Below are 20,710 nucleotides of genomic sequence, written 5' to 3'. Positions count from 1 at the left end.
TTCGTTTAGTTAGTCGTACTGTGTGATGAGGGAAACGCGGCGTGCCCGGCGGTCCCGCCCTACCTTATGCGAATGATCAAACGAAAAATGCTCTATGAACGCCTCGCGCTTTAGAGCGGCTAATTCGTAGGGTCGGCGCTCGTCGCCGTACCGCAGAAGCGAGATCAAACCGGTGCGGTGCGGCGGCAAGCGCCGACCCTACGAGCTATTTTACCAAACGAGTGCGGCGGAAGCGCCCTCTGCGGCGACCTCGAGCGAACGTCTGCTCGGGTGGTTACAATCGCCACGGTCCGCTTAGACGTTGAAAGCTGCGCGGCTTCGGCTTTAGCTCGTCCCAATGAAAGTCGCCTTCTTTAGCAGCAAGCGCTACGACGAATCCTTCTTTAAGGAAAACAACGACGGCAGTCACGAGCTCTCGTTTTTCGAGACGAAGCTGGCTCCGCGTTCCGTAGCCCTGGCGGAGGGAGCTCAAGCGGTTTGCGTCTTCGTCAACGACCAGGTCGACCGCAAGACCCTGCAAGGCCTCAAGGCTCGCGGGATCGAGTACGTGGCCCTGCGCTGCGCCGGCTACAACAACGTTGATTTGCCCGCCGCCCAGGAGCTGGGGATCAAGGTCGTGCGGGTTCCCGCCTATTCCCCGCATGCGGTAGCGGAACACACCCTCGCCCTGCTGCTCACCCTCAATCGCCGTATCCACCGCTCCTACAATCGCGTTCGCGAAGGCAATTTTTCGTTGGAAGGCCTAGTCGGCTTCGACCTGCACGGACTGACCGTCGGGATCATCGGAACGGGAAAGATCGGGAGCATCGCCACCGAACTTTTCCAGGGCTTTGGTTGCCAGCTTCTTTGTCACGACAAGTACGAAAACGAGAGCCTCAAGGCCAAGGGCGCCGCGTATGTGGATTTGGATACGCTCTTCGCTCGTTCCGACGTCATCAGCTTGCACTGTCCCTTGCTCAAGGAGACGCATCACATCATCGATGCTGCAGCCATCGCCAAGATGAAGAAGGGTGTGACGATCGTGAATACAAGCCGCGGCGGACTGATCGATACCTCAGACGTGATCCAAGGGCTCAAGACCGGCCACATCGGGAACCTGGCGATCGACGTCTACGAAGAGGAAGAGTCGATGTTTTTCGAAGATCAGTCCGCGTTCGTGATGCAAGACGACGTCTTTGCCCGCCTGCTCACCTTTCCGAACGTGCTAGTGACGGGGCATCAAGCCTTCTTCACCGATACCGCCCTCACGCAGATCGCCCGCGTCACCCTCGCCAACCTCAGCCAGCTAGAATCCACCGGCAGCTCGGAAAACGAGGTCGCCCTCCCTTAGATGGGCTAACAAGCGAGCCTCAACCAAGCCAGTCCTCGCCCGGAGCGCAGCGAAGGGATCCTGGCGCCGCAGGCGATCCAGCGAGGCACGAGCGATGTTAAAAAATAAAGACCTATTAACTTAGAGGTTCGTATTAACAACGCTGCGCTTGACCCGCTACGCGGCGAAGATCCCTCCGCTGCGATCCGGGCGAGGACCATGATGAAGTCTGACAATGCTGTTCCCCCGCCATCGCCCTACTCCCCAATATCCCACCAATCTACGTAATCTGCGGGCAAAACACGCACCGCGTCCAGCTCCATGCACGCGATGCGAAGCTGATCAATAGAGCCAACCGATACGAAAGGAGGCGCCAACGAAGATCTGCAGGACTGCGAGCAGCGTGATGGCCCAAAGATGCCACTTCAGGCGGCCCGGTCCGCGCGTCTCGACTTGCGGCGCGAGGCGCAGCATCGCGTCCAGCAGGACGGCGAAGCTCGCCGCGAAGAGGAGCACCTTGAGACCGATTAAGCGGCCCATGGGGTTCTCGAGATCGAACCAGAGTCCGATGTCCGGGGTGTGCGCGTAAGCGAGCGCGAAACCGGTCAAGGCCTGCACGGCGAAGGCCGGGAGCCCGAGGTTGCGGTAAACCGATTCGATCCGATCCCAAAGGAGACCATCGCCCTCCTTCAGCAACTGCGGCATCAGCGAGCCCGCCAGCACGAAGTGCCAGCCCGCCCAAACGCAGGCTCCCAGCAAGTGCAAAACGATTAACGCTCCATAGGCATTCATAGGAAATAGGGCCCACCAGTCAGGGCCGCCTGCTATCAAGAGCCAGCTTTCCCCAAAGCTCAACCCGTAACGACCTGACTCCCTCCGACCGCCCGAACCAGTCCTCGCCCGAAGCGCAGCGAATGGATCCTGGTGCCACAGGCGGTCCAGCGAGATACGAGCGTTCTTAATACAACTAACACCTAACACCTTTTAGCTTAGAGGTTCGTATTAACAACGCTGCGCTTGACCCGCTACGCGGCGAAGATTCCTCCGCTGAGCTTCGGGCGAGGACCATGATGCGTTCCGATAAAGATGAGGGCTCCACGCCTGCTTACCGGCCATCGCCCTACTCCCCAATATCCCACCAATCTGCGTAATCTGCGGGCAAAAAAAGTTCAACCCGATCGAGACTCTAGGCACGATCAGGCTAAGTATTTCCTGCCAATAGCCTTGCCTCAACTAACAGCCGTACGTATTCATCTCGGCATTTCCTGTCGATCCCATCCTTGTATCCATGCCCCGTCTCTCATCTCCTATTTCATCTCGCTTGATCCTGCCGGACTCCCGCCCTGCCGCTGCGACCGTGGCCTGTACTGCGATTTCGAATACGGAAACCCACGCTAGACCAACTTTAGAATCGCCCGACCTGGCCGCCACTATCAAAGCCTAACCCAAACAACATCCTGACACTATTATTATGGCTAGCAACGTAACCGCTACGGACAACATTGCCCTCCTCATCGACGCCGACAACGCGCCGGCCTCGAAGATCGACTTCATCATCGCGGAGCTCGCCAGCTACGGCAGCGTGAGCATTCGGCGAGCTTACGGAAACTGGACCAAGCCGGCCCTGCGGGGGTGGGAAAAGGTGCTGCACGAGTACGCGATCCAGCCCATCCAGCACTTCGACCTCATCAAGGGCAAGAACGCCTCCGACATGGCCTTGCTCATCGAGGCCATGGACATTCTCTACACCAAGGACGTCGGCACCTTCTGCCTGGTGTCCTCCGACTGCGACTTCACCCCGCTCGTGCTGCGCCTGCGCGCCGACGGGAAGCAAGTGGTCGGATTTGGCGACGCCAAGACGCCCGACCCCTTCGTGGCTAGCTGCACGCGCTTCCTCTACCTCGACGACGAAAAGAAGGCCAAGGTGAAGCAGGCCGACAAGAGCGGCCCCACGCAAAAGCTCAAAAGCGACCGCAAGCTCATGAACCTGCTGCGCACGGCGGTAAACGCCACGGCCGACGAGGACGGCTGGGCCCGGCTCGGCCACGTGGGCCAGCACATCCAGAACCAAGGTTCCTTCGACTCCCGCAACTACGGCTTCTCCAAGCTCAGCGAGCTCTTCGCCGCCATCGACACCTTCGAAGTCAACAAATCGGAAAACGGCAGCGGCTCCGTCTTCTCCGTCCGCCTGCGCGGCAAGTAGGACCTCGATACGGGTTTCGAAGCTCGCCCTTAAAGGCCAGTCTATCCGCGCAAGAACCTCAAGTCTCCGCTCTTTTTCGTGAATCCTCGCTCTTTAGTTGTTACCGCCGTTGCATTAGCCGTCGCCTCTTTCCTGCAGGCTAGTCCCGTTAGGGATGCCTCTGTATTGAAGTCGCTGGAACGAGCGCGGAGGCCCCATATCCAAGAGTTCTATTCGGATACGGTTATACGCACGTTGAGCGGTGTTTGGGATTTGGATACGGATACTCAGTTAGCCAGCGGTGACGCTTTTGGCAGCTTTCTCGACTTTGACCTCAAGTCCGGCCTCGCTCTGTATCGGCAGGAAAACTACGATCCCATCACGGGCCGAGACTGGTTTACGGTGGAAGTACGGAACAAGGTCGGAGACTTGCTAATGAGTCTAGAGGACGAGGTTTCCCACGAGCCTGAAGCCTTCTTTGTCTCGGAGGGACAGTACGTTCTCAAGCGCACGAACGATCCCGACAGCTTGGAACTAACCCTTGAACTCTATCGCGTCGATTCAGGCGAACGGGTCTGGCGGCGCACCCCGGGCGGAAGTCCTCGTTGGCGGCTTTCCCAGGACTCGCGAACCCTCATTGAATTGCTCTCCGAGCGAAGCGAAAACGCGTTCCATACCGCGATCGCCTTCGATACGCTGACTCTGGCGGAGGTGGATCGCTGCGACTTGAGCGGATTTAAGGTCAGACGGGAAAGAAACTACCTGACTGAATTTAATACTCCCGTGGTTCCCTTGGCAGGGCAATCCGGAACCTTGCTGTTCCATGAGCCAAGCCAAAGCTTATCCGCGCTTCCGGAACTCACCTGGGGATTCAATTCCATGAGCGGCTCCCCAAAAACATCAGCCGATGCCGATCGCGTTTTACTGCATAACTATAGCAGTAGCCGAGGCAATTTGGCTTGGGCTGTGTTCGAGGCTCGAACGGGCAAGCGAATCGCTACTAGCGATGAGTTGCAAAACAGTCCCTACCCCTTTCTGAGAATCCAAGACCCCGCCCTTTCGCCGAGCGGGGAAATCGTTTTCCGAATCGTCGAAAATGGGCGAATCGAGGCCTGGAACGTGCAAAGCAAGTCCCTTGCCCGAGAGTTGTCCTATTCGAACGCGCCCTTTACCACGCTGGTTCCGTCGGCCGACGATCGCTACCTACTCGCCCTGGTGCTCGACGCCGCTGCCGACGACTTGATGGTCTTGATCGATACCGAGACCAACCAGTCGGTCTACACCAAGCTCAAGCGGGATCCTGACATTTTTTATCCGCCTGGCAACGGCTCGACTTTCGTCGTTGGGTTTACGCGAACCTTGAAGCTCTCGCCGTCGGGCACCCGCTTCTACCTTTCCACCGTGCAAGGATTCGAGGCCTTCGATTTGCTGACGGGCGAGACGGTCGAAGATGGCGCCGCGTTCGTGGGCAAGGCCATTGCGTCGCGGTACGTCGCTGGGGAAAAGTGTTGGGTCACGGTTTTCGAAACGGGCCGGGTGAGAATTGAACCTGACGACGCTTCGGCCCCGAATCGCTGGCTGCAACTGCCATCCACGACGGGAGTCGAATACGCTGCTATCGACGTGCAATCCGGGTCGGTCGCTTTTCAGCGCGACACAGCCTTCTACATCACCCACCCCTTCGACGAACGGGAGGACCAATGGATCGGCAATCTTAGCCTGGGCATCTATCCGATCAGCCTGCATGGCGGCGGCAAATGGTTGGCTGCCCACTACCGCGGTATTTGCGATTTGGAGACGGAATCTTGGCTCTCGCTCGGATCGGAGTTTTACGCGCGATACGCGATCGACAAGGAAGCGAAGCGCTGTGCTCTTTACGATCCCAGCCGTGACGCAATTCTGATCGCAACTCCGAGTACGGAGGCGCGGGTCGAGATCTCCTTCGCGGAAGGGTTTTCGATGTCGAACGCCCTCGCGTTCTCGCCTGATGGAGAACAGCTCTATGTCCTGGTCAGCCCCAAGGGCGGGGATTTCAACGCGCAAAGCATCCGCATCTTTGATATAGCAAGCGGTTCGATGCTCGACAGGGAGATCCCAATCAACAACGCGGCGGAAGAGTACCCCTTCACCCAAATGCGAGTTCACCCCAGTGAGAATAGTTTAGTGCTGGGGCGTCGCAACGGTACGGTTAGATCGATTAACGTAGATACCGGAGCGCTTTCGCTTCCTGCCTTTATAGAGCCTCTCTACTCGGCGGACTGGGACAACGGGATATACGACTTGTCCGCGCCGTCTCCAGATGGAGCGTATCGATTTGCGGACGAGTACGGCGACCTCTACGAGCTGCAACAAGGCGCGGCGCGACAGGTCCCTCTGACGTTAAACCTCACCGCAAATTCCGAAAGCGTCCTAAATTTCGAAAAGGCGTCTGACAGGACATATTGGATACAGTATTCCAAAGATCTAGGAACGTGGACGACCACCCCAGACCAGGACGCAGTAAAGCTCTGGTTCGCCAAGCAAGACGCGGGATTCTTCCGCGTGTTCGAAAGCGATCCAAGTCCGACGGAATCCCAAGCGTTAACAAATCCGTAGTGGCATGATCGTATTCAGTACCTTCTATATCTTCGGGAACGAGGTAGGCGCCGCTCATGGCATCTTAGGGTTAGTGGCAATAATCGCGGTCGCCATTGCCATGCGGATCGTGGCCGGCAAGTGGGACCGCGCTCGAATTAGAGAGGAGCTTGAGAGCAGCGGTTGTACCTTCGTCTCGGCAACTTGGGCCCCTTTCGGCAAAGGCTCCTTTGGCGAAGACAGTTCCCGTAGCTACGAGGTTTGCTATTTGAATCCGGACGGAGAAAGACAATACGCGTCCGTGAAAACCAGTCTCTTCACCGATGTATTCTGGTCAGGCGACGGTTCCCCGCAGCGATTTGGCGGCCGGAAACCGGAACCCTCACCCCAAGCCCCAATCCTCCCGAACTCCGAGGGAACTGATTGCTCAAACTGCGGTTTTTTCCTCGAGCTCGAACATCGCTTTTGCCCGCATTGCGGAGCGAAAAAGCAGTAAGCTTCAAAAAGCCTCCACTCGAGTTGAATTCCCGGATCCCGCCCCGCCCGAGCTGCCCGTGTCGAGAAAAGAACCTTTTCAACCTGGCACATTCGGGCCGCGTCTTCCGGCCTTTTTTAAACGTTTGCTTGAAGGGCGGATTCCTTGAGAGCATAGCGGCTCCATGACTTCCCTTTCTCCCAAACTGAAATTCGGACTGGCCATCGCTTTGGCCCTTTCCGTGATCGTCGCCCTGCTCGTTTTGTTCGGAAACCAAGAGAACCCCAAGCAGGTCTCGCTGCAACGCTTGGAGAAACTGGAGGTACACATCGCCGCCTTCGTCGAAGCCAACAAGCGAGCTCCGGCGAACCTGGCGGAGCTCGGATTGCCCGCGGAACTGCTGCAGGACCACATGGGCGAGCCCTTCAAGTATATCGTTAGCGACGAGTCAGTAACCGTGCTCAGCTACGGTTCCGACAAGCAGCCCGGCGGCAGCTTTTTCAAGGGCGACTACTCCGTAACGATCGAGCTGCCGTAGCGACCAGCTGGAGGGGGTTCGCCTGCTAGCAGGCATTGTTTTTTGGATACGCAGCGCCTTTCGGACTAAGCGCGCTTTTCGCCGCTGCCTTCGGCTTTGGCGTCTTGGCTGCCTTGCGGTTCGAATTCGCAAAGTCCGCGCCCTACGTCTTGGGCGTAAGCGAGCGCCCGTGCCCGCGTGGCGTAGTGCCGGTAGGTGCTGTTGGAAAGGCGTATGCAGTTCTTAGCGATGCCGAAGGTGCTCGCGTGCAGCCCTTCGAAAGTCGTCACCTGCAAGGTGTGGTCCTCGCTGATGAAAACGGAAAAGCCGGATTGTTGGAAGAAGGCGAAGAGAGTTAGCCAGAAAGGATCCGCTATTTCGGACAGGCGGTAGCTGAAGCGGACGATGTTGCCCGGCGATTGGGTATCTTCCTTTCCTAGGTCCTCAATGATCCGGACGTCGGGCGCCGTGAATACGGGAACATGCGCTCCGTCGGCCCGCAGCCAAATCGTTCTGTCCCCTCGCAGGGTTAGATCCTTGTCTCCGAAATGAGCTTTGAATATTTCGTCTGTAGTCAATGTAATGAGGATGGTTCGCTTCAGCCCAGCAGTTGGCATTCCAGAGGTCGCTAATAACGAAGCTTCGTTCGGTATTCCCAGTAAGTTGCTCTACCCTGCAATCAAATCTTTGTTTCTCAAGCTTAGATAAGCGCTTGGGTGATACGTTTTAGCGCATTTTCCGTGACGAGTTGACGGGTGCGAAGTTCGATTTAGCGCGAAGTGTAAAACCTAGTCGATTTCCCTAGTATCCAGGTTCCGGTTACAGCGTTTGGCGGCGCCGCTGCGCAGCGATCGTTACTGGACCTTGCTGAGCTTGCCTTCGCTAAGGCGCCAGAACGACTGGTCTGGAGTAAGGACGAAGAGATCAATGCGATGTAGGTAATTTAAGAATACGTGGGTTTCCTGGGCGCGTTCGCGCCACGCCTCAATGAAGGATACGAGTGCAGGGATCTGCGGCACGTCGCAAGCAGCCTTCGAGCTTTGAGCCTCGTCTCCCACGGCGACGGCCCTACACGTAAACGGCAATCCCACCGCTTTTGGTGGACGAACCCTTATGGGGGGAGGCTGTATAGCGAAGAGCAGACGAAATGATATAGCCTGACCGGCAGTTTGGCTACCTCCAGGAATGGTACTCCCCCTTTACGAGATGGTTGAGGAATTCCTCCACCAAACCGATCTTGCGGGGCGGCTCTTCCTTGCGGATCGCGTAGGGAATGGCGTCGACCTCCAAGCCGTCGATGTCGGCGATCAATTCTTCGCAGCTATAGGTCTCCTGGAAGAACCAGCCGCATTCCACGAAAATGGTGTTCCGGCAGGGCCTTTCGCTGAAGAAACGCAAAGCCGCAATTTTCGGCGACTCGGCTTCGATCGTCTTCGCGAATTCGGGCAGTCCGCCGTAGGCAACCTTATAGCGTTTCATTTCCTGCTGGGGTTCGTTTTCTGGAATCGCATTCCGGCTTCGTTTTCGCCCTGTATCGCGAGTCGTTAGGAGGCGCGCTCGAAGCGAGGCTCCTCTTGCTTCAGCTCGAGTTCTTCGGGAGTGGGACGGATCACCACTGTGCCGGCTATGAAGTCGTGCAAGGCGCGGCGCTTTTCGTTGGTCAGCATGGTTACGATTTCCGCTAGGAACCAAAACCCGAAAAGAGCCGGTACCCAAGCGACGTAGGGCGAGCTCTCGAAGTCGGCCATCCCTGCTTGCGAGAAAGCGTAAGCATACAAGAAAAGGGCCAAGGCCAGGGGAACGATGTCGCGCAGCAGGGCCTGACGCATGCCGATGGGCTGCTCGGTCTTGGCGTCCACTACCCGAATCCCCGTTTTGAGCTTACCGATCGTGCCTCCGTAGGTTCCGTGGAAATAGATCGAGTAGCCGTAGAAAAACAGGGTGACGGCAATGTTGACCGCTGAGTACGCCGCGGGAGCCAAGTCGAAAACGATAACGGGCAGCAGCGCGGTGACAGGCCACAGGATTACGCCGTCGATCGAGGGCGACAGGAAGCGCGGCCAGAAAGTGGAGTAACGTTCCCCCGGCGCCGCGACCCGGCTTTTGTAGTGATTATAAACGAGGGCCGCGATCAAAAGGGCGACGGCGAGGTTCACCAGCATGTGGATCAAGGAATTGGGCATGAGGGGGAGGATCTTTATTAGTTAAGCGAAGGCCGCAGGGGGCCGCTTGAGGAAAAGGAAGGAGCTTCCTGTATTCATTGTTCCGCGACACCGTTGGCGCCCTGCCGCGAGGGCGGAATGGGAGCGAAGCTGGATCGCAGGCGAACGGTGCCATAGCATTACGCAATAATACGGACAGTCAACCTGACAAAACGCCAAATAGCGCCGCCCCCTTTCGAATCGCCTCCGGGCAGCTTCAATAGCCCTGCTCTAGTTGTCGTCGAACCAGCAGGACGATTGCGAAGGCGACATGCACCACAATGCCGCTGGCCCAAGTCAGGCTGTACAGGCCTCCCAGGACCTGCAGGGCCAGCCCGACCGCAAAGACCATCACCGCCAGCAAGGTGGGCAAGGGGCGGATCGGCGGGGAAAAGACGAACCAGCAGAGCATGAGAAACGCGACGACGGGCGGAAGCAGGGCAATTTTCATCGGCCGGGAATTGGAAGGAAGCGGGCGGATCAGCTGCCTACAGGTCGCGGGTCAAGCGACTCAGGCCTTTGGCGTACTTCTTGAGCTGCTTGTTGGTGGGATTGTCGGCCAAATTGGAAATCATGTCGGCGATCTTCACTTTGGTGGCCAAGGGATTCTGGGCGACCCGTTCGAGGTAGTCCTCGTAGTCGCAGTTCTCCGGCTTGCTCAAGAGCTCCACCGCTTCGATGCAATGCTCGGGGATCCCGGCCTCGCGCAGTTGCTCCGCCGTGACCTCGCAATCTTCCAGAACGTCGTGCAGCCAGGCTACCACCTGCTCCTCGACTCCATTGCCCACGCGACTGACGACAGCCTTCGGGTGTTCGATATAGGGAACCGTTCCGCCGCGGCGAAACTGGCCTTGATGGGCTTGGGTAGCGATGCGTTGGGCGGCGACGGCGATGTTGGGATCCATGGACGAAGCATCGGCGATGCGCCTGGCCGGCACAACCTCGAAAAGCGCGTCCGCGACCTCCCTTCTCGATCAGCCGAAGCTTCCCAGCAGCGCTTCGCCGACCGCGTCGGCGACCATGCGTCCCTTGGGGGTGAGGCGCAGCGACGGCCCTACCCGCTCGGCCTGACCTTCCTCCACCAGCTGGTCGAAGAGAGCGATCTGCGTGAGGTCGCGGCCGAAGCGCTGTCCGAGCTGGGCCAGGTCGACGCCCTCGTTCATGCGCAGGCCGAAGATCAAGGAATCTTCCAGCAGCAGACCGTCGTTTAGCACCACGCGATCGACCAAGCCGCGCTCCCCTCGCTCCAAGCCTGCCAGCCAATCCTTGAGGTCGGGAGTATTGGTGTGGCGGGTCCCGGCCCATTGGCTGGATGCGGAGGGGCCGACGCCGATCCATTGGGCCATTTTCCAGGTATTCACATTGTGGAGGCAGGCGTGGCCGGGGCGAGCGTAGTTGGAAATCTCATACTGTTCGAAGCCTCCCCTTTGGGCTTCTTCCCACATCGCCGTGTAGAAGCGGGCTTCGCGGTCCGGATCGATGGAAACCTTGCCTTGCTGAAGCTTGATAAAAAGGGCCGTGTCCTCCTCGAAGGTCAGGCAGTAGGTCGACAGGTGATCCGGCTCGAGGGCCAAGGCGCCGCGTACGTCCGCTCGCCATTCTTCCTCCGTTTGGGTGGGGATGGCGAAGATCAGATCGACGTTCACCGAATGGAAGCCGACTTCGCGGATCAAGTCGTAGGCCTTGTGGATTTGCTTGAGCGAATGCTGTCGTCCTAGGGCGTCGAGCAAGCGCTCGTTGAGGCTTTGGATCCCCATGGAGATGCGAGTCACGCCGGCTTCCTTGAGGGCTTCGAGCTTGTCTCGCTTCACTGACGAAGGCGCCATTTCGACGGTCCACTCCTGGCTCGGCATGCCGAGCTCGTCGGTAATGGCCGCCCCCACCTTCAGCATGTCCGCCGCGGGCAAGAGGCCGGGCGTTCCCCCACCCCAAAACATGGTATCAAGTTTTCGGTTACCCGCGTCGACCAGTTCCAGCTCTCGCTTCACACCGTCGATGTAGCTCAGGATGCCCTTGCGGTCGGACTGGATCTGGTAGAAACCGCAAAAGTCGCAAGAGGTGGAGCAAAAGGGCACGTGCAGGTAGAGCCCGAGCGGCGTTTCTTGCTCGCTAGAGGCTTGCTTGGGTTTGCTTTTGCTCACGCTTTGTTCTCCATTTCCATTAAATCGCTGCGGACCGGTGAACTATTTGCTTCACCGCAAGTCCGTTATGTGATTGCAATACAGGCATTAATTCACTCTACCAGCCCGAAAACATGGACAAGCCAATTTCCAAAACCAACCGTAGAACCTGGCTCGCGATCATTCTCGCTCCGATTGCCCTATTCCTCGCAGGGTGCGACTTGAAGCTCGTCGACCTCACTCCGTCGACCCATAAAGCCAACCCCTCCCGCACTTACTCGATTACGGCCCAAGTTTCCGTGAAGAACAATGCGGTGGTGGAAGGCAGCGTACGTCCGGAGATCATCATCGACGGAAAGGCCCACGCCATGTCGCGCGTGCCGGGCAGCGATTCGCTCTACGAATACGACTACACCATGCCTCCGGGCCGCGAAAAGGCAGCCTACTACCTGCTGGTTCGCTACCAGCGCAAGACCGCCACCGCAGTGGTGTCCAAGGAAATTCCGACCGACGTCAAAACCATCCACGTGGAAAACCGCTACTCGGTCGAGCTCGAGGTCAATCGCGCTCCAGTCGGCACCCGCATCGCCATCTTGGGCCGCGGATTCACCCGCGACGACAAGGTTATCGTAGGCGGCACCCCAGCGGTGACCCAGGTGGAGAGCTCCACATCGCTCGCCTTCTACGTGCCGAGCCTGCCGGAAGGCCGCAACTACAACGTCACCGTGCTCGGCCTCAACGGCGAACTCTCCGCTGGCAGCCTGCGCATCGACGCCTCCAACATCCGCGTTTCGCCCAGCAGCCTCAACCTTCGCAAGGGTCAGCGCGGCATCCTCGCCTTCTCCATCCCCACCGAAGCCCCTCCGGGCGGCCTCGCCGTGACGGTTACCACCGACGTTCCCGACAGCGTGATCATGCCGGAAGTCATCATCCCTGCCGGCCAACGCTCCACCAGCATCCGCGTCGAAGGCGGCAATCCCGGTTCGGGCAACCTTTACGTGGAACTCGGCGGCTACTCCGACGTGGTGATCCCCATCACCGTTACCAACTAGCCCGCAAGCGCAGTATTTTCCAAGCCCCGCCGCTCCGCCAGAGCGCCGGGGCTTTTTCGTGCCCGGAAAAGGCTGGCTTCCAGCCCCGAGCGGCCGCAGCGAAAGGCAGACGGACGGGCTCGGTTTTTACCGAGCGCAGCGAAAAATTCCCTTTCCCTCCCAAGCTTCATCCCTCAAGGTTGCCGCTTCAAACATAGGGGAGTCCCGAGCGCGGGGCCGAGACAGGAGGACGAACGCTTCCCATACCCTCTGAACCTGATACGGGTCATGCCGTCGAAGGGAATGTTACCTCCGCAAGGAGAGCCCTCCCGCCGCTGACATGGCCTCGAATCGAAACGCTCGCTTCGCCCTTTCTCAAACCAGCACTTCAACAGCCATGTCAGATACTGAAACCACCTCCGCCTCGACCTTCGAGCCCCTGCCTAATTCCCGCCGCGTGTACATCGCCGGCTCCCGCGACGACATCCGCGTGCCCATGCGCGAGATCAGCCTCTCGGACACCCTCAAGCCCGACGGCAGCAAGGAGCCGAACGAACCGGTAAAGGTCTACGATTGCTCCGGCCCCTGGGGCGACCCCGACTACCACCGCGACGTCGAAAAGGGCCTCCCGGAAATTCGCCGCAACTGGATCCTCGAGCGCGGCGACGTCGAGGAGTACGAAGGACGCGAGCTCAAGGCCGCCGACGACGGCTACCTCTCCGACGTGCACCGCTCCAAGGCCGAAGAGTCCGGCAAGCTCAAGCGTTTCGACAATTCCAAACGCAAGCCCCTCCGCGCCAGCAAGGGCACGCCCGTCACCCAGCTGCACTACGCCCGCCAAGGGATCATTACGCCGGAAATGGAGTTCGTCGCCATCCGCGAGAACGCCAAGCTGCAAAACGCCAAGGAGTCGCTCAAGATGAACGCCAACGCTCCGCGCAACTCCTTGCTCAAGCAGCACCCGGGCAACCCATGGGGAGCCAACATCCCCGACGAGATCACCCCCGAATTCGTGCGCGACGAGGTGGCCCGCGGCCGTGCCATCATCCCGGCCAACGTCAACCACACCGAGCTGGAGCCCATGATCATCGGGCGCAACTTCCTGGTTAAGATCAACGCCAACATCGGCAATTCCGCCATCGCCTCCTCCATCGAAGAGGAAGTCGAAAAGATGCGCTGGGCCACCAAGTGGGGCGGCGACACCGTGATGGACCTCTCCACCGGCAAGAACATCCACCAAACCCGCGAGTGGATCCTTCGCAACTCTCCAGTGCCCATCGGCACCGTGCCTATCTACCAAGCCCTCGAGAAGGTCAACGGCAAGGCCGAGGACCTCACCTGGGAAATCTACCGCGACACCCTCATCGAGCAATGCGAGCAAGGCGTCGACTACTTCACCATCCACGCCGGCGTTCTCCTCCGCTTCATCCCGCAAACCGCCCAGCGCATGACCGGCATCGTCTCCCGCGGCGGTTCCATCATGGCCAAGTGGTGCCTCAGCCACCACAAGGAAAACTTCCTCTACACGCATTGGGACGACATCTGCGACATCTGCGCCGCCTACGACGTCTCCTTCTCCATCGGCGACGGCTTGCGTCCCGGTTCCATCGCCGACGCCAACGACTACCCGCAGTTCGCCGAGCTCGAGGTTCAAGGCGACCTCACCAAGCGCGCTTGGGCCAAGGGCTGCCAAGTAATGAACGAAGGCCCCGGCCACGTACCCATGCACATGATACAGGAGAACATGGAGAAGCAGCTCGAGTGGTGCCACGAAGCCCCCTTCTACACGCTCGGCCCGCTTACCACCGACGTCGCTCCCGGCTACGACCACATCACCTCCGGCATCGGCGCCGCCATGATCGGCTGGTATGGATGCGCCATGCTCTGCTACGTGACGCCCAAGGAACATCTCGGCCTGCCAAACAAGGACGACGTCAAGTATGGCGTAATCACATACAAGATCGCCGCCCACGCCGCCGACCTCGCCAAGGGCCACCCCGCGGCCCAGTACCGCGACAACGCCCTCTCCAAGGCCCGCTTCGAGTTCCGCTGGGAAGACCAGTTCTCGCTCAGCCTCGATCCCGAGACGGCGATGAAGTACCACGACGAAACCTTGCCGCAAGACGCCGCCAAGACCGCTCACTTCTGCTCCATGTGCGGCCCGAACTTCTGCTCCATGAAAATCACCGACGACGTGCGCAAGTACGCCGCCGAGCACGGAGTGGAAACGCCGGACGAAGCCCTCGCGGCCGGCATGGAGGAAAAGTCCAAGCAGTTCCGCGAAAGCGGCGGCGAAGTCTACCAGTAGGCCACGGCGCCTAGTGACGCCTCATGCATCAAACGTAGCGCTGCGCTTCAGCTAGAGCCTTTTTTCGTTTGATCATTCGCATAAGGTAGGGCGGGACCGCCGGGCACGCCGCGTCGCTCTAGCGTCCGCGTTGCAGGATCCATTCTCCACGGTCGCTGGCTTAAGTGAGGCTTGTCGCTTCGCTCGGGTCAGCGCTACGTGTCATACGAGATTGGATGCATGACAGCACGCAAGCCGCCTTCAAATACAGCTACGCCCGTTACCGCTTCAGCGGGGTTTCATCGAACAGATCCTGCACAGGTTCGCCACTAGTGCGGGAACTCCAACTTTCTTGATCCCGTTTCGTCGCCTCTGCGGATGCAGCCAAAAATACGATTGGCGCGGAGCCAAGCTCTGCTAGAGCTTGGCTTCGTCCAACATGCCCTCCGATCTTAGCCTGCAAATCGAAGCCGTCTACCGTGCGGAATCCGGCAAAGTGCTCGCCACCCTTGCGCGGCTTCTCGGTGACATCGATCTGGCCGAGGAGGCCCTGCAGGAAGCCTTCGTCGCCGCCCTCAAGGCCTGGCGCCGCAAAGGCATCCCCGCCCAGCCCGCCGCCTGGCTGATTTCGACCGGCCGCTTCAAGGCGATCGACGCCATTCGCAAGCGTTCCCGCTTGCACGAACTCGAGCCGGAGCTGCAGGCCCGCATCGAGGATATCCAGGCCGCGAACCTCTCCTTCGCCGAACGCGATATCCAGGACGACCGCCTCCGCCTCATCTTCGCCTGCTGCCACCCCGCCATCGATCCGAGTGTGCAAGTCCCCCTCACCCTGCGGGAGGTTTGCGGGCTGTCCACCGAGGATATCGCCGCGGCCTTCCTGGTGCCTACCGCCACCATGGCCCAACGCATCGTGCGCGGCAAAAGCAAGATCCGAGCGGCCAAGATCCCCTTTGCCATCCCCGACGCCTCCGAGCTGCCGGAGCGACTCGACTCGGTCCTCTCCGTCGTCTACCTCGTCTTCAACGAAGGCTACTCCGCCTCCTCCGGCGACTCGGCCCTGCGTGGCGAACTATCGCAAGAAGCCATTCGCCTCGCCCGCCTGCTGCTGCAGCTCTTGCCCGACTCCGAAGTCAAAGGCCTGCTCGCGCTCATGCTGCTGCACGAATCGCGTCGCACGGCTCGCACCGACGCTCGGGACGATATCGTGCTGCTCGAAGACCAAGACCGCCGCCTTTGGGATCGTGGCCTGATCGAGGAAGGCTTGCAGCTGGTCCAAGCAAGCCTCGCGACGCAGGAGTTCGGCTTCTACACCGTGCAAGCCGCCATCTCCGCCGTGCACGCCGAGTCGCCAAGCAGTTCCGCCACCGATTGGGCCCAAATCGTAGCCCTCTATAACATCCTGCTGCAAATCGACCCCTCCCCCGTCGTCGAGCTCAACCGAGCGGTCGCCGTCGCCATGCGAGACGGCCCGCAGGCGGGTCTCGAAATTGTGGATACGCTGTTTGCGAAGCAGGAGCTGCGACGCTACCACCTCGCCCACTCCGCCCGAGGCGAGCTGCTCCGGCGACTCGGACAAGAGAGCCAAGCGGAATCCGCCTTCCTGACCGCCCTATCCCTTGCCAAGCAGGAACCGGAGCGCCGCTTCCTGCAGCGCCGCCTGCAGTCCCTCGGCGCCAGCGAGAGCGCGAAATAGCCCGCCATCACTCGGCGCAACGAGGAGCTCCCGAACCCCGAAATACATTTTTTTCAGAAAAGAATACGAGCCCTGTCGAAAGCGCGGCCTCCCAAGCGACTAGTAGCTGAAAACCAATTCCGAAAGGGGATCGCTCCCCGACGAAACAATTAAAAGAGAAAGCGCTACGACAATGAGAGTAATGGTAATCGTAAAAGCCACCGGAAGTTCCGAAGCGGGAGAGATTCCCGATCCGGAGCTCATGGCGGACATGGGCAAGTTCAACGACGAGCTGATCGCCGCTGGAATCATGAAAGCCGGGGAAGGCCTGAAGCCGTCCTCCGCCGGGGTTCGAGTTCGCTTCAGCGGCAAAAATCGCACCGTAACCGATGGCCCCTTCGCCGAAACCAAGGAGCTCATCGCGGGCTACTGGCTTTGGGAAGTGCGGGACCTCGACGAAGCGATCCAATGGGTCAAGCGCTGCCCCAATCCCATGCGGGAAGATTCCGATATCGAAATACGCCCGCTCTACGAGATGGAGGATTTCGCTTCCATGGACGACTCCGGCGAACTGGCCCAGCAGGACCTCGCCCAGCGGGTGGAGGTTTCGATGCAATCCGCCCAAGTGCAGCCCTACCTGTTTTTCGGAGGGCGATGCGAAGAAGCGCTCGAGTTCTACAAGCAAGCCCTGAACGCCAAGGTCGGCATGCTTTTGCGACACTGCGACTCCCCGGAACCCGCCCCCGCAGGCACCCTGCCGGAAGGCTTCGAAAACAAGATCATGCACGCGGAATTTACGGTGGGAAAAGCCACCCTCATGGCTTCGGACGGCTGCGGAGATTCCGTGGATGGCGGAGGCTTCAGCCTAGCCCTCACCGTTCCCACCGAGGACGATGCCCGTCGCGTATTCAACGCCCTCGCCGCAGGCGGCAAGTCCGTCATGCCCCTCGAGAAAACCTTCTGGTCGCCTTGCTTCGGCGTTGTTGCCGACCGATTTGGCGTTGGCTGGATGGTGATGGTGCCGGATCCCAACCAACCACAATCCTAAACCTTGTACCCAATTATGAAATACATGCTACTTATCTACGGCACCGAAAGCTCTTGGACCGAACAGGAGCGAGAGGATTGCATGCTCGAATCGATGGCGATCTGCGACGAGCTGGAAGCCCAGGGGAAATGGATAGCTTCCTCGCCCCTGCACCCCGTTTCCAGCGCCACCAGTTTGCGGATACGCGACGGCAAGCGCCAGATCACCGACGGTCCCTTCGCAGAAACCACCGAACAGCTGGGCGGCTACTATATCATCGACGTCGAAGACCTCGACGAAGCCATCAGCATCGCGGAACGCCTTCCGCCAGCCAAGAAAGGCACGGTCGAAATACGTCCCATCTTCCCGCTTCCCACCATTAAAACCACAGAAACCTAAGGAGAAATTGCCATGTCAGAATACATCGACGGATTCGTTATCCCACTTCCCAAGAACAAGCTCGAAAGCTACCGCAAGATGGCGGAAGTCGCCAATCAAGTTTGGCGCGAGCACGGCGCCCTCGACTATCGGGAGTGCATCGGCGAGGACCTCGAGGCCAAGGAGGGCTGCGGCTCCTTCCTCGCTGGCCTAAACGTCAAGGACGGCGAAACGGTCGCCTTTTCCTGGATCACCTACAAGTCCCGCCAGCACCGCGACGAAGTGAACGAAAAGGTATTCAAGGATCCGCGGCTTGCCGAGATGTGCGGCGGAGACGACATGCCCTTCGATCCGCAGCGCATGCTCTACGGCGGTTTCCAAGGCTTCGTGCCGGGCGACAAGTAAAGGAACGTTTGTCCGATGCAAATCACTACAAAAGTAACTCCTTGGCTTGGGTTTAAGGACCAAGCCGAGGACGCCGCTCGCTTCTACACCTCGATCATCCCCAATTCTCGGATACACAGCGTAACCAAGAATCCGGGAACCGGGGAACCCTTGGTCGTGCAATTCGAACTCGGCGGGCTCCCCGTCTCCGCCCTCAACGCCGGACAGGACTGGAAGTTTACCACTGCCTTTTCCTTCTCCGTGGCCTGCGACGACCAAGCGGAGCTCGACCGGCTCTGGGACGCCCTGTCGGAAGGCGGCGCCGAGATGGAGTGCGGATGGGTCACGGACAAGTTCGGCCTCTCCTGGCAGATCGTTCCCGCCGCGCTTCCCAAGTACCTCGATCCCGCCACGCCGGAGCGGGCCGCCCGCGTGCTGCAGGCGGTTTGGAGCATGACAAAGCTCGATATCGACGCCCTCGAAGCCGCGTATTCAGATAACGGATAAAAGCAGGCCTGCCAGAAGCGCTGGCAACGCCCGGAAAGGTCAAGATACGCCTGCCCGCCGAAAACGTCCCCGTCCCTCCGGCCGGGGATTTTTCGTTTCCTCGTCGCGTTATTCGGATTTGCCGCTTCACACGCAGCAGTTCCTATGTCACTCTCCTTCAGATGGATACCCCAAACTTCGCCTCCCTATCCTTTTCGCTCCTCGGCGGACTCGCGATCTTTATCCTCGGCATGGGCCACATGACTCAGGCCCTCACCAACATCGCCGGAGCCCGCATGAAGGAACTGCTCGCTTCCTTCACCCGCAACCGCTTCGCCGCCGCCGCCTCCGGCGCCGCTATCACCGCTGCGGTACAGTCCTCCTCCGTGACCACCGTGTTGCTGGTCGGCTTTTCCTCCGCAGGCCTGATCAGCGTTGTGCAGAGCGTGGGAGTCATCCTGGGAGCCAACCTCGGCTCCACCGTCACCGCTCAGATCATCGCCTTCAAGATTTCGGAAGCTGGCGCCATCCTCATGGCAGTCGGGCTTGCCATTACCTTTATCCGCACCCGCGAACGCATCGCCCAGATCGGAACCTTGCTGCTCGGGCTCGGAGCCATCTTCTTCGGCATGCAGCTCATGGGGGACGCCACTCGGCCGCTCCGCGGCTACCAGCCTTTTCTCGAGGCCATGCAAGCCATCGAGAGCCCCCTCTGGGGCGTGGCTATCGGGCTCGTATTCACGGCTATCGTACAAAGCTCCGCGGCGACGATCGGCCTTTCCATCATCTTCGCCAACCAGCAGCTAATCTCCCTCGAGGCAGCCATCGCCATCGCCTTCGGCGCCAACATCGGGACCTGCATTACCGCGGCCTTCGCGGCTCTGGGCCGTCCCGCCGCAGCCTGGCGAGTGGTATTCATCCACGTCGTCTTCAACGCGCTCGGCGTAGCGCTCTGGTTTGCCTTCATTCCCCAGCTCGCAGGGCTTAGCGAGCTGGTAGGAGAACACCTCCTGCACGACGCTACCCAAGGCCGCCAAGTCGCCATTGCCCACACCCTCTTCAATCTCTGCAACCTGATCCTCTTCATCGGCTTCACGGAGCCGCTGGCCCGCCTCGCCACCCGAGTCGCTCCCGACAAGGTCAAGCAAGCCAGCCAAGGCGGAAAGCCGCTCTACCTGGATCCCCTCTACCTCGCGACCCCCTCGCTCGCCATCGATCGGGCCCGCATGGAGTGCGGACGCCTCGCCACGCTCACCGTATCCATGGCGGAAGACATTCCCCACGCGGCCTTACGAGGAGACCTGTCCGACCTCAAGGCCCTGGCCCGCCGCGACGACCAAGTGGACGAGCTGCAAACCGCCATTCTCAACTACCTGGCCCGCATCGACGCCTCGAAGCTCGACACCAAGGCTCAACACGCGATCAACCAAACCATCGCCCTGATCAACAGCTGGGAGAACATCGGCGACCTGCTCGACACCCATGTGCTTCCGCTCGGCTACGACCGCCTGCAAGCCGGACACCCCATCGGCGATGCGACGCTGGAAACCTTGTCGCAGCTCCACCAAGCCCTCCTGCAAGACCTGCGCTTAGCCCTGCTGGTAACCACCAAAGGCGATCCCGCCGACATCGAAAAGCTGCTCGCCAGCAAAGCAGCCTTCCGTCAGCTCGCCGAAGACGCCGAAAGCGACCTGCGCAGCAGCCTCGTCGGACGCGACCCCGAACGCATGGAGCTCTTTCGCCTCGAGTCCGACCTGATCTCGAACTTCAAGCACATCCACCACCACACCCGCCGCCCCGCCAAGCTCCTAGCCGAGGCGCTGAAAGCCAAGACCGCGTGATCCGCAACCCGTTTTCCAAAATCCAGTAACAACAACGACAGAAGCCTCTCCCTGTTGAAAGTTCGGAACCGGTGCGCAAGTCAGCCTCTACCACTCCCTACCGTGTTTGGCTTAAGCCAGGTTTCGACTCAGCTCGAATACTCTCACGAAAAATATGATCATGACAACAAACGCGGCCAATGCTGCGTAATGCCCAATGAAGGGGACAAAACTCACGAGCGAG

The 20,710-nt window shown here is 59.6% G+C and carries 20 protein-coding genes and 1 riboswitch; of the genes, 13 read left to right on the top strand and 7 right to left on the bottom strand.

What is annotated here, in order from left to right:
- Positions 1 to 337 precede the first annotated feature (337 nt).
- The gene (locus QEH57_RS13620) at positions 338 to 1,330 is read left to right on the top strand and encodes a 2-hydroxyacid dehydrogenase (RefSeq protein WP_309007301.1); all 993 of its coding nucleotides are present in this window, start codon (positions 338 to 340) and stop codon (positions 1,328 to 1,330) included.
- Between the two features lie 321 nt (positions 1,331 to 1,651).
- Here the strand turns inward: QEH57_RS13620 and QEH57_RS13615 are convergent, their stop codons facing one another.
- Positions 1,652 to 2,101 (bottom strand): CopD family protein, encoded by a 450-nt coding sequence (locus QEH57_RS13615; protein WP_309007300.1) that lies wholly within the window; start codon positions 2,099 to 2,101, stop codon positions 1,652 to 1,654.
- 679 nt (positions 2,102 to 2,780) lie between these two features.
- On the opposite strand from QEH57_RS13615, the gene QEH57_RS13610 reads away from it, so the two are divergent.
- From QEH57_RS13610 to QEH57_RS13595, 4 genes are all read left to right on the top strand, one after another.
- Entirely contained in the window at positions 2,781 to 3,512 is a 732-nt protein-coding gene (locus tag QEH57_RS13610; protein ID WP_309007299.1) for an NYN domain-containing protein, read from the top strand.
- 234 nt (positions 3,513 to 3,746) lie between these two features.
- Positions 3,747 to 6,086, top strand: a complete 2,340-nt coding sequence (locus QEH57_RS13605; protein WP_309007298.1) for a hypothetical protein — start codon at positions 3,747 to 3,749, stop codon at positions 6,084 to 6,086.
- A gap of 4 nt (positions 6,087 to 6,090) precedes the next feature.
- Positions 6,091 to 6,561 (top strand): hypothetical protein, encoded by a 471-nt coding sequence (locus tag QEH57_RS13600; RefSeq protein WP_309007297.1) that lies wholly within the window; start codon positions 6,091 to 6,093, stop codon positions 6,559 to 6,561.
- 163 nt (positions 6,562 to 6,724) lie between these two features.
- A complete protein-coding gene (locus tag QEH57_RS13595) occupies positions 6,725 to 7,078 on the top strand; it encodes a hypothetical protein (protein ID WP_309007296.1) in 354 nt (117 codons plus the stop codon).
- Between the two features lie 65 nt (positions 7,079 to 7,143).
- Here QEH57_RS13595 and QEH57_RS13590 read toward each other — a convergent pair whose 3' ends face one another.
- From QEH57_RS13590 to hemW, 6 genes are all read right to left on the bottom strand, one after another.
- Complete coding sequence (locus tag QEH57_RS13590; RefSeq protein ID WP_309007295.1) at positions 7,144 to 7,635, bottom strand: hypothetical protein; 492 nt, start codon at positions 7,633 to 7,635, stop codon at positions 7,144 to 7,146.
- A gap of 595 nt (positions 7,636 to 8,230) precedes the next feature.
- Complete coding sequence (locus QEH57_RS13585; protein WP_309007294.1) at positions 8,231 to 8,536, bottom strand: hypothetical protein; 306 nt, start codon at positions 8,534 to 8,536, stop codon at positions 8,231 to 8,233.
- Between the two features lie 65 nt (positions 8,537 to 8,601).
- Positions 8,602 to 9,240, bottom strand: coding sequence for an RDD family protein (locus tag QEH57_RS13580; RefSeq protein ID WP_309007293.1), 639 nt, complete (start codon positions 9,238 to 9,240; stop codon positions 8,602 to 8,604).
- Between the two features lie 235 nt (positions 9,241 to 9,475).
- A complete protein-coding gene (locus QEH57_RS13575) occupies positions 9,476 to 9,709 on the bottom strand; it encodes a hypothetical protein (protein ID WP_309007292.1) in 234 nt (77 codons plus the stop codon).
- Between the two features lie 37 nt (positions 9,710 to 9,746).
- Positions 9,747 to 10,163 carry a hypothetical protein gene (locus tag QEH57_RS13570; RefSeq protein ID WP_309007291.1) on the bottom strand — a complete coding sequence of 139 codons (417 nt, stop codon included), beginning with the start codon at positions 10,161 to 10,163 and terminating at the stop codon, positions 9,747 to 9,749.
- A gap of 69 nt (positions 10,164 to 10,232) precedes the next feature.
- Positions 10,233 to 11,399, bottom strand: coding sequence for a radical SAM family heme chaperone HemW (hemW, locus tag QEH57_RS13565; RefSeq protein ID WP_309007290.1), 1,167 nt, complete (start codon positions 11,397 to 11,399; stop codon positions 10,233 to 10,235).
- 113 nt (positions 11,400 to 11,512) lie between these two features.
- On the opposite strand from hemW, the gene QEH57_RS13560 reads away from it, so the two are divergent.
- The 8 genes from QEH57_RS13560 to QEH57_RS13525 all read left to right on the top strand — a co-directional run bounded on the left by QEH57_RS13560 (position 11,513) and on the right by QEH57_RS13525 (position 20,487).
- Positions 11,513 to 12,430, top strand: a complete 918-nt coding sequence (locus tag QEH57_RS13560) for an IPT/TIG domain-containing protein (protein ID WP_309007289.1) — start codon at positions 11,513 to 11,515, stop codon at positions 12,428 to 12,430.
- Positions 12,431 to 12,615: 185 nt separating this feature from the next.
- Positions 12,616 to 12,729, top strand: a riboswitch (TPP riboswitch).
- A 77-nt stretch (positions 12,730 to 12,806) separates the two neighbouring features.
- The gene (gene thiC, locus QEH57_RS13555; protein WP_309007288.1) at positions 12,807 to 14,717 is read left to right on the top strand and encodes a phosphomethylpyrimidine synthase ThiC; all 1,911 of its coding nucleotides are present in this window, start codon (positions 12,807 to 12,809) and stop codon (positions 14,715 to 14,717) included.
- 418 nt (positions 14,718 to 15,135) lie between these two features.
- Positions 15,136 to 16,392 (top strand): RNA polymerase sigma factor, encoded by a 1,257-nt coding sequence (locus QEH57_RS13550; RefSeq protein ID WP_309007287.1) that lies wholly within the window; start codon positions 15,136 to 15,138, stop codon positions 16,390 to 16,392.
- Positions 16,393 to 16,564: 172 nt separating this feature from the next.
- The gene (locus QEH57_RS13545; RefSeq protein WP_309007286.1) at positions 16,565 to 17,419 is read left to right on the top strand and encodes a YciI family protein; all 855 of its coding nucleotides are present in this window, start codon (positions 16,565 to 16,567) and stop codon (positions 17,417 to 17,419) included.
- Positions 17,420 to 17,434: 15 nt separating this feature from the next.
- Entirely contained in the window at positions 17,435 to 17,797 is a 363-nt protein-coding gene (locus QEH57_RS13540) for a YciI family protein (protein ID WP_309007285.1), read from the top strand.
- 12 nt (positions 17,798 to 17,809) lie between these two features.
- Positions 17,810 to 18,181: a DUF1428 domain-containing protein gene (locus QEH57_RS13535; RefSeq protein ID WP_309007284.1), complete on the top strand. Its 372-nt coding sequence runs from the start codon at positions 17,810 to 17,812 to the stop codon at positions 18,179 to 18,181.
- 15 nt (positions 18,182 to 18,196) lie between these two features.
- The gene (locus QEH57_RS13530) at positions 18,197 to 18,667 is read left to right on the top strand and encodes a VOC family protein (RefSeq protein ID WP_309007283.1); all 471 of its coding nucleotides are present in this window, start codon (positions 18,197 to 18,199) and stop codon (positions 18,665 to 18,667) included.
- A 161-nt stretch (positions 18,668 to 18,828) separates the two neighbouring features.
- A complete protein-coding gene (locus tag QEH57_RS13525) occupies positions 18,829 to 20,487 on the top strand; it encodes a Na/Pi cotransporter family protein (protein ID WP_309007282.1) in 1,659 nt (552 codons plus the stop codon).
- Positions 20,488 to 20,710 lie beyond the last annotated feature (223 nt).

The sequence above is a fragment of the Pelagicoccus sp. SDUM812005 genome (assembly GCF_031127875.1).
Taxonomy (GTDB): Bacteria; Verrucomicrobiota; Verrucomicrobiia; order Opitutales; family Opitutaceae; genus Pelagicoccus.
This window is presented reverse-complemented; position numbering and strand designations above follow the sequence as displayed.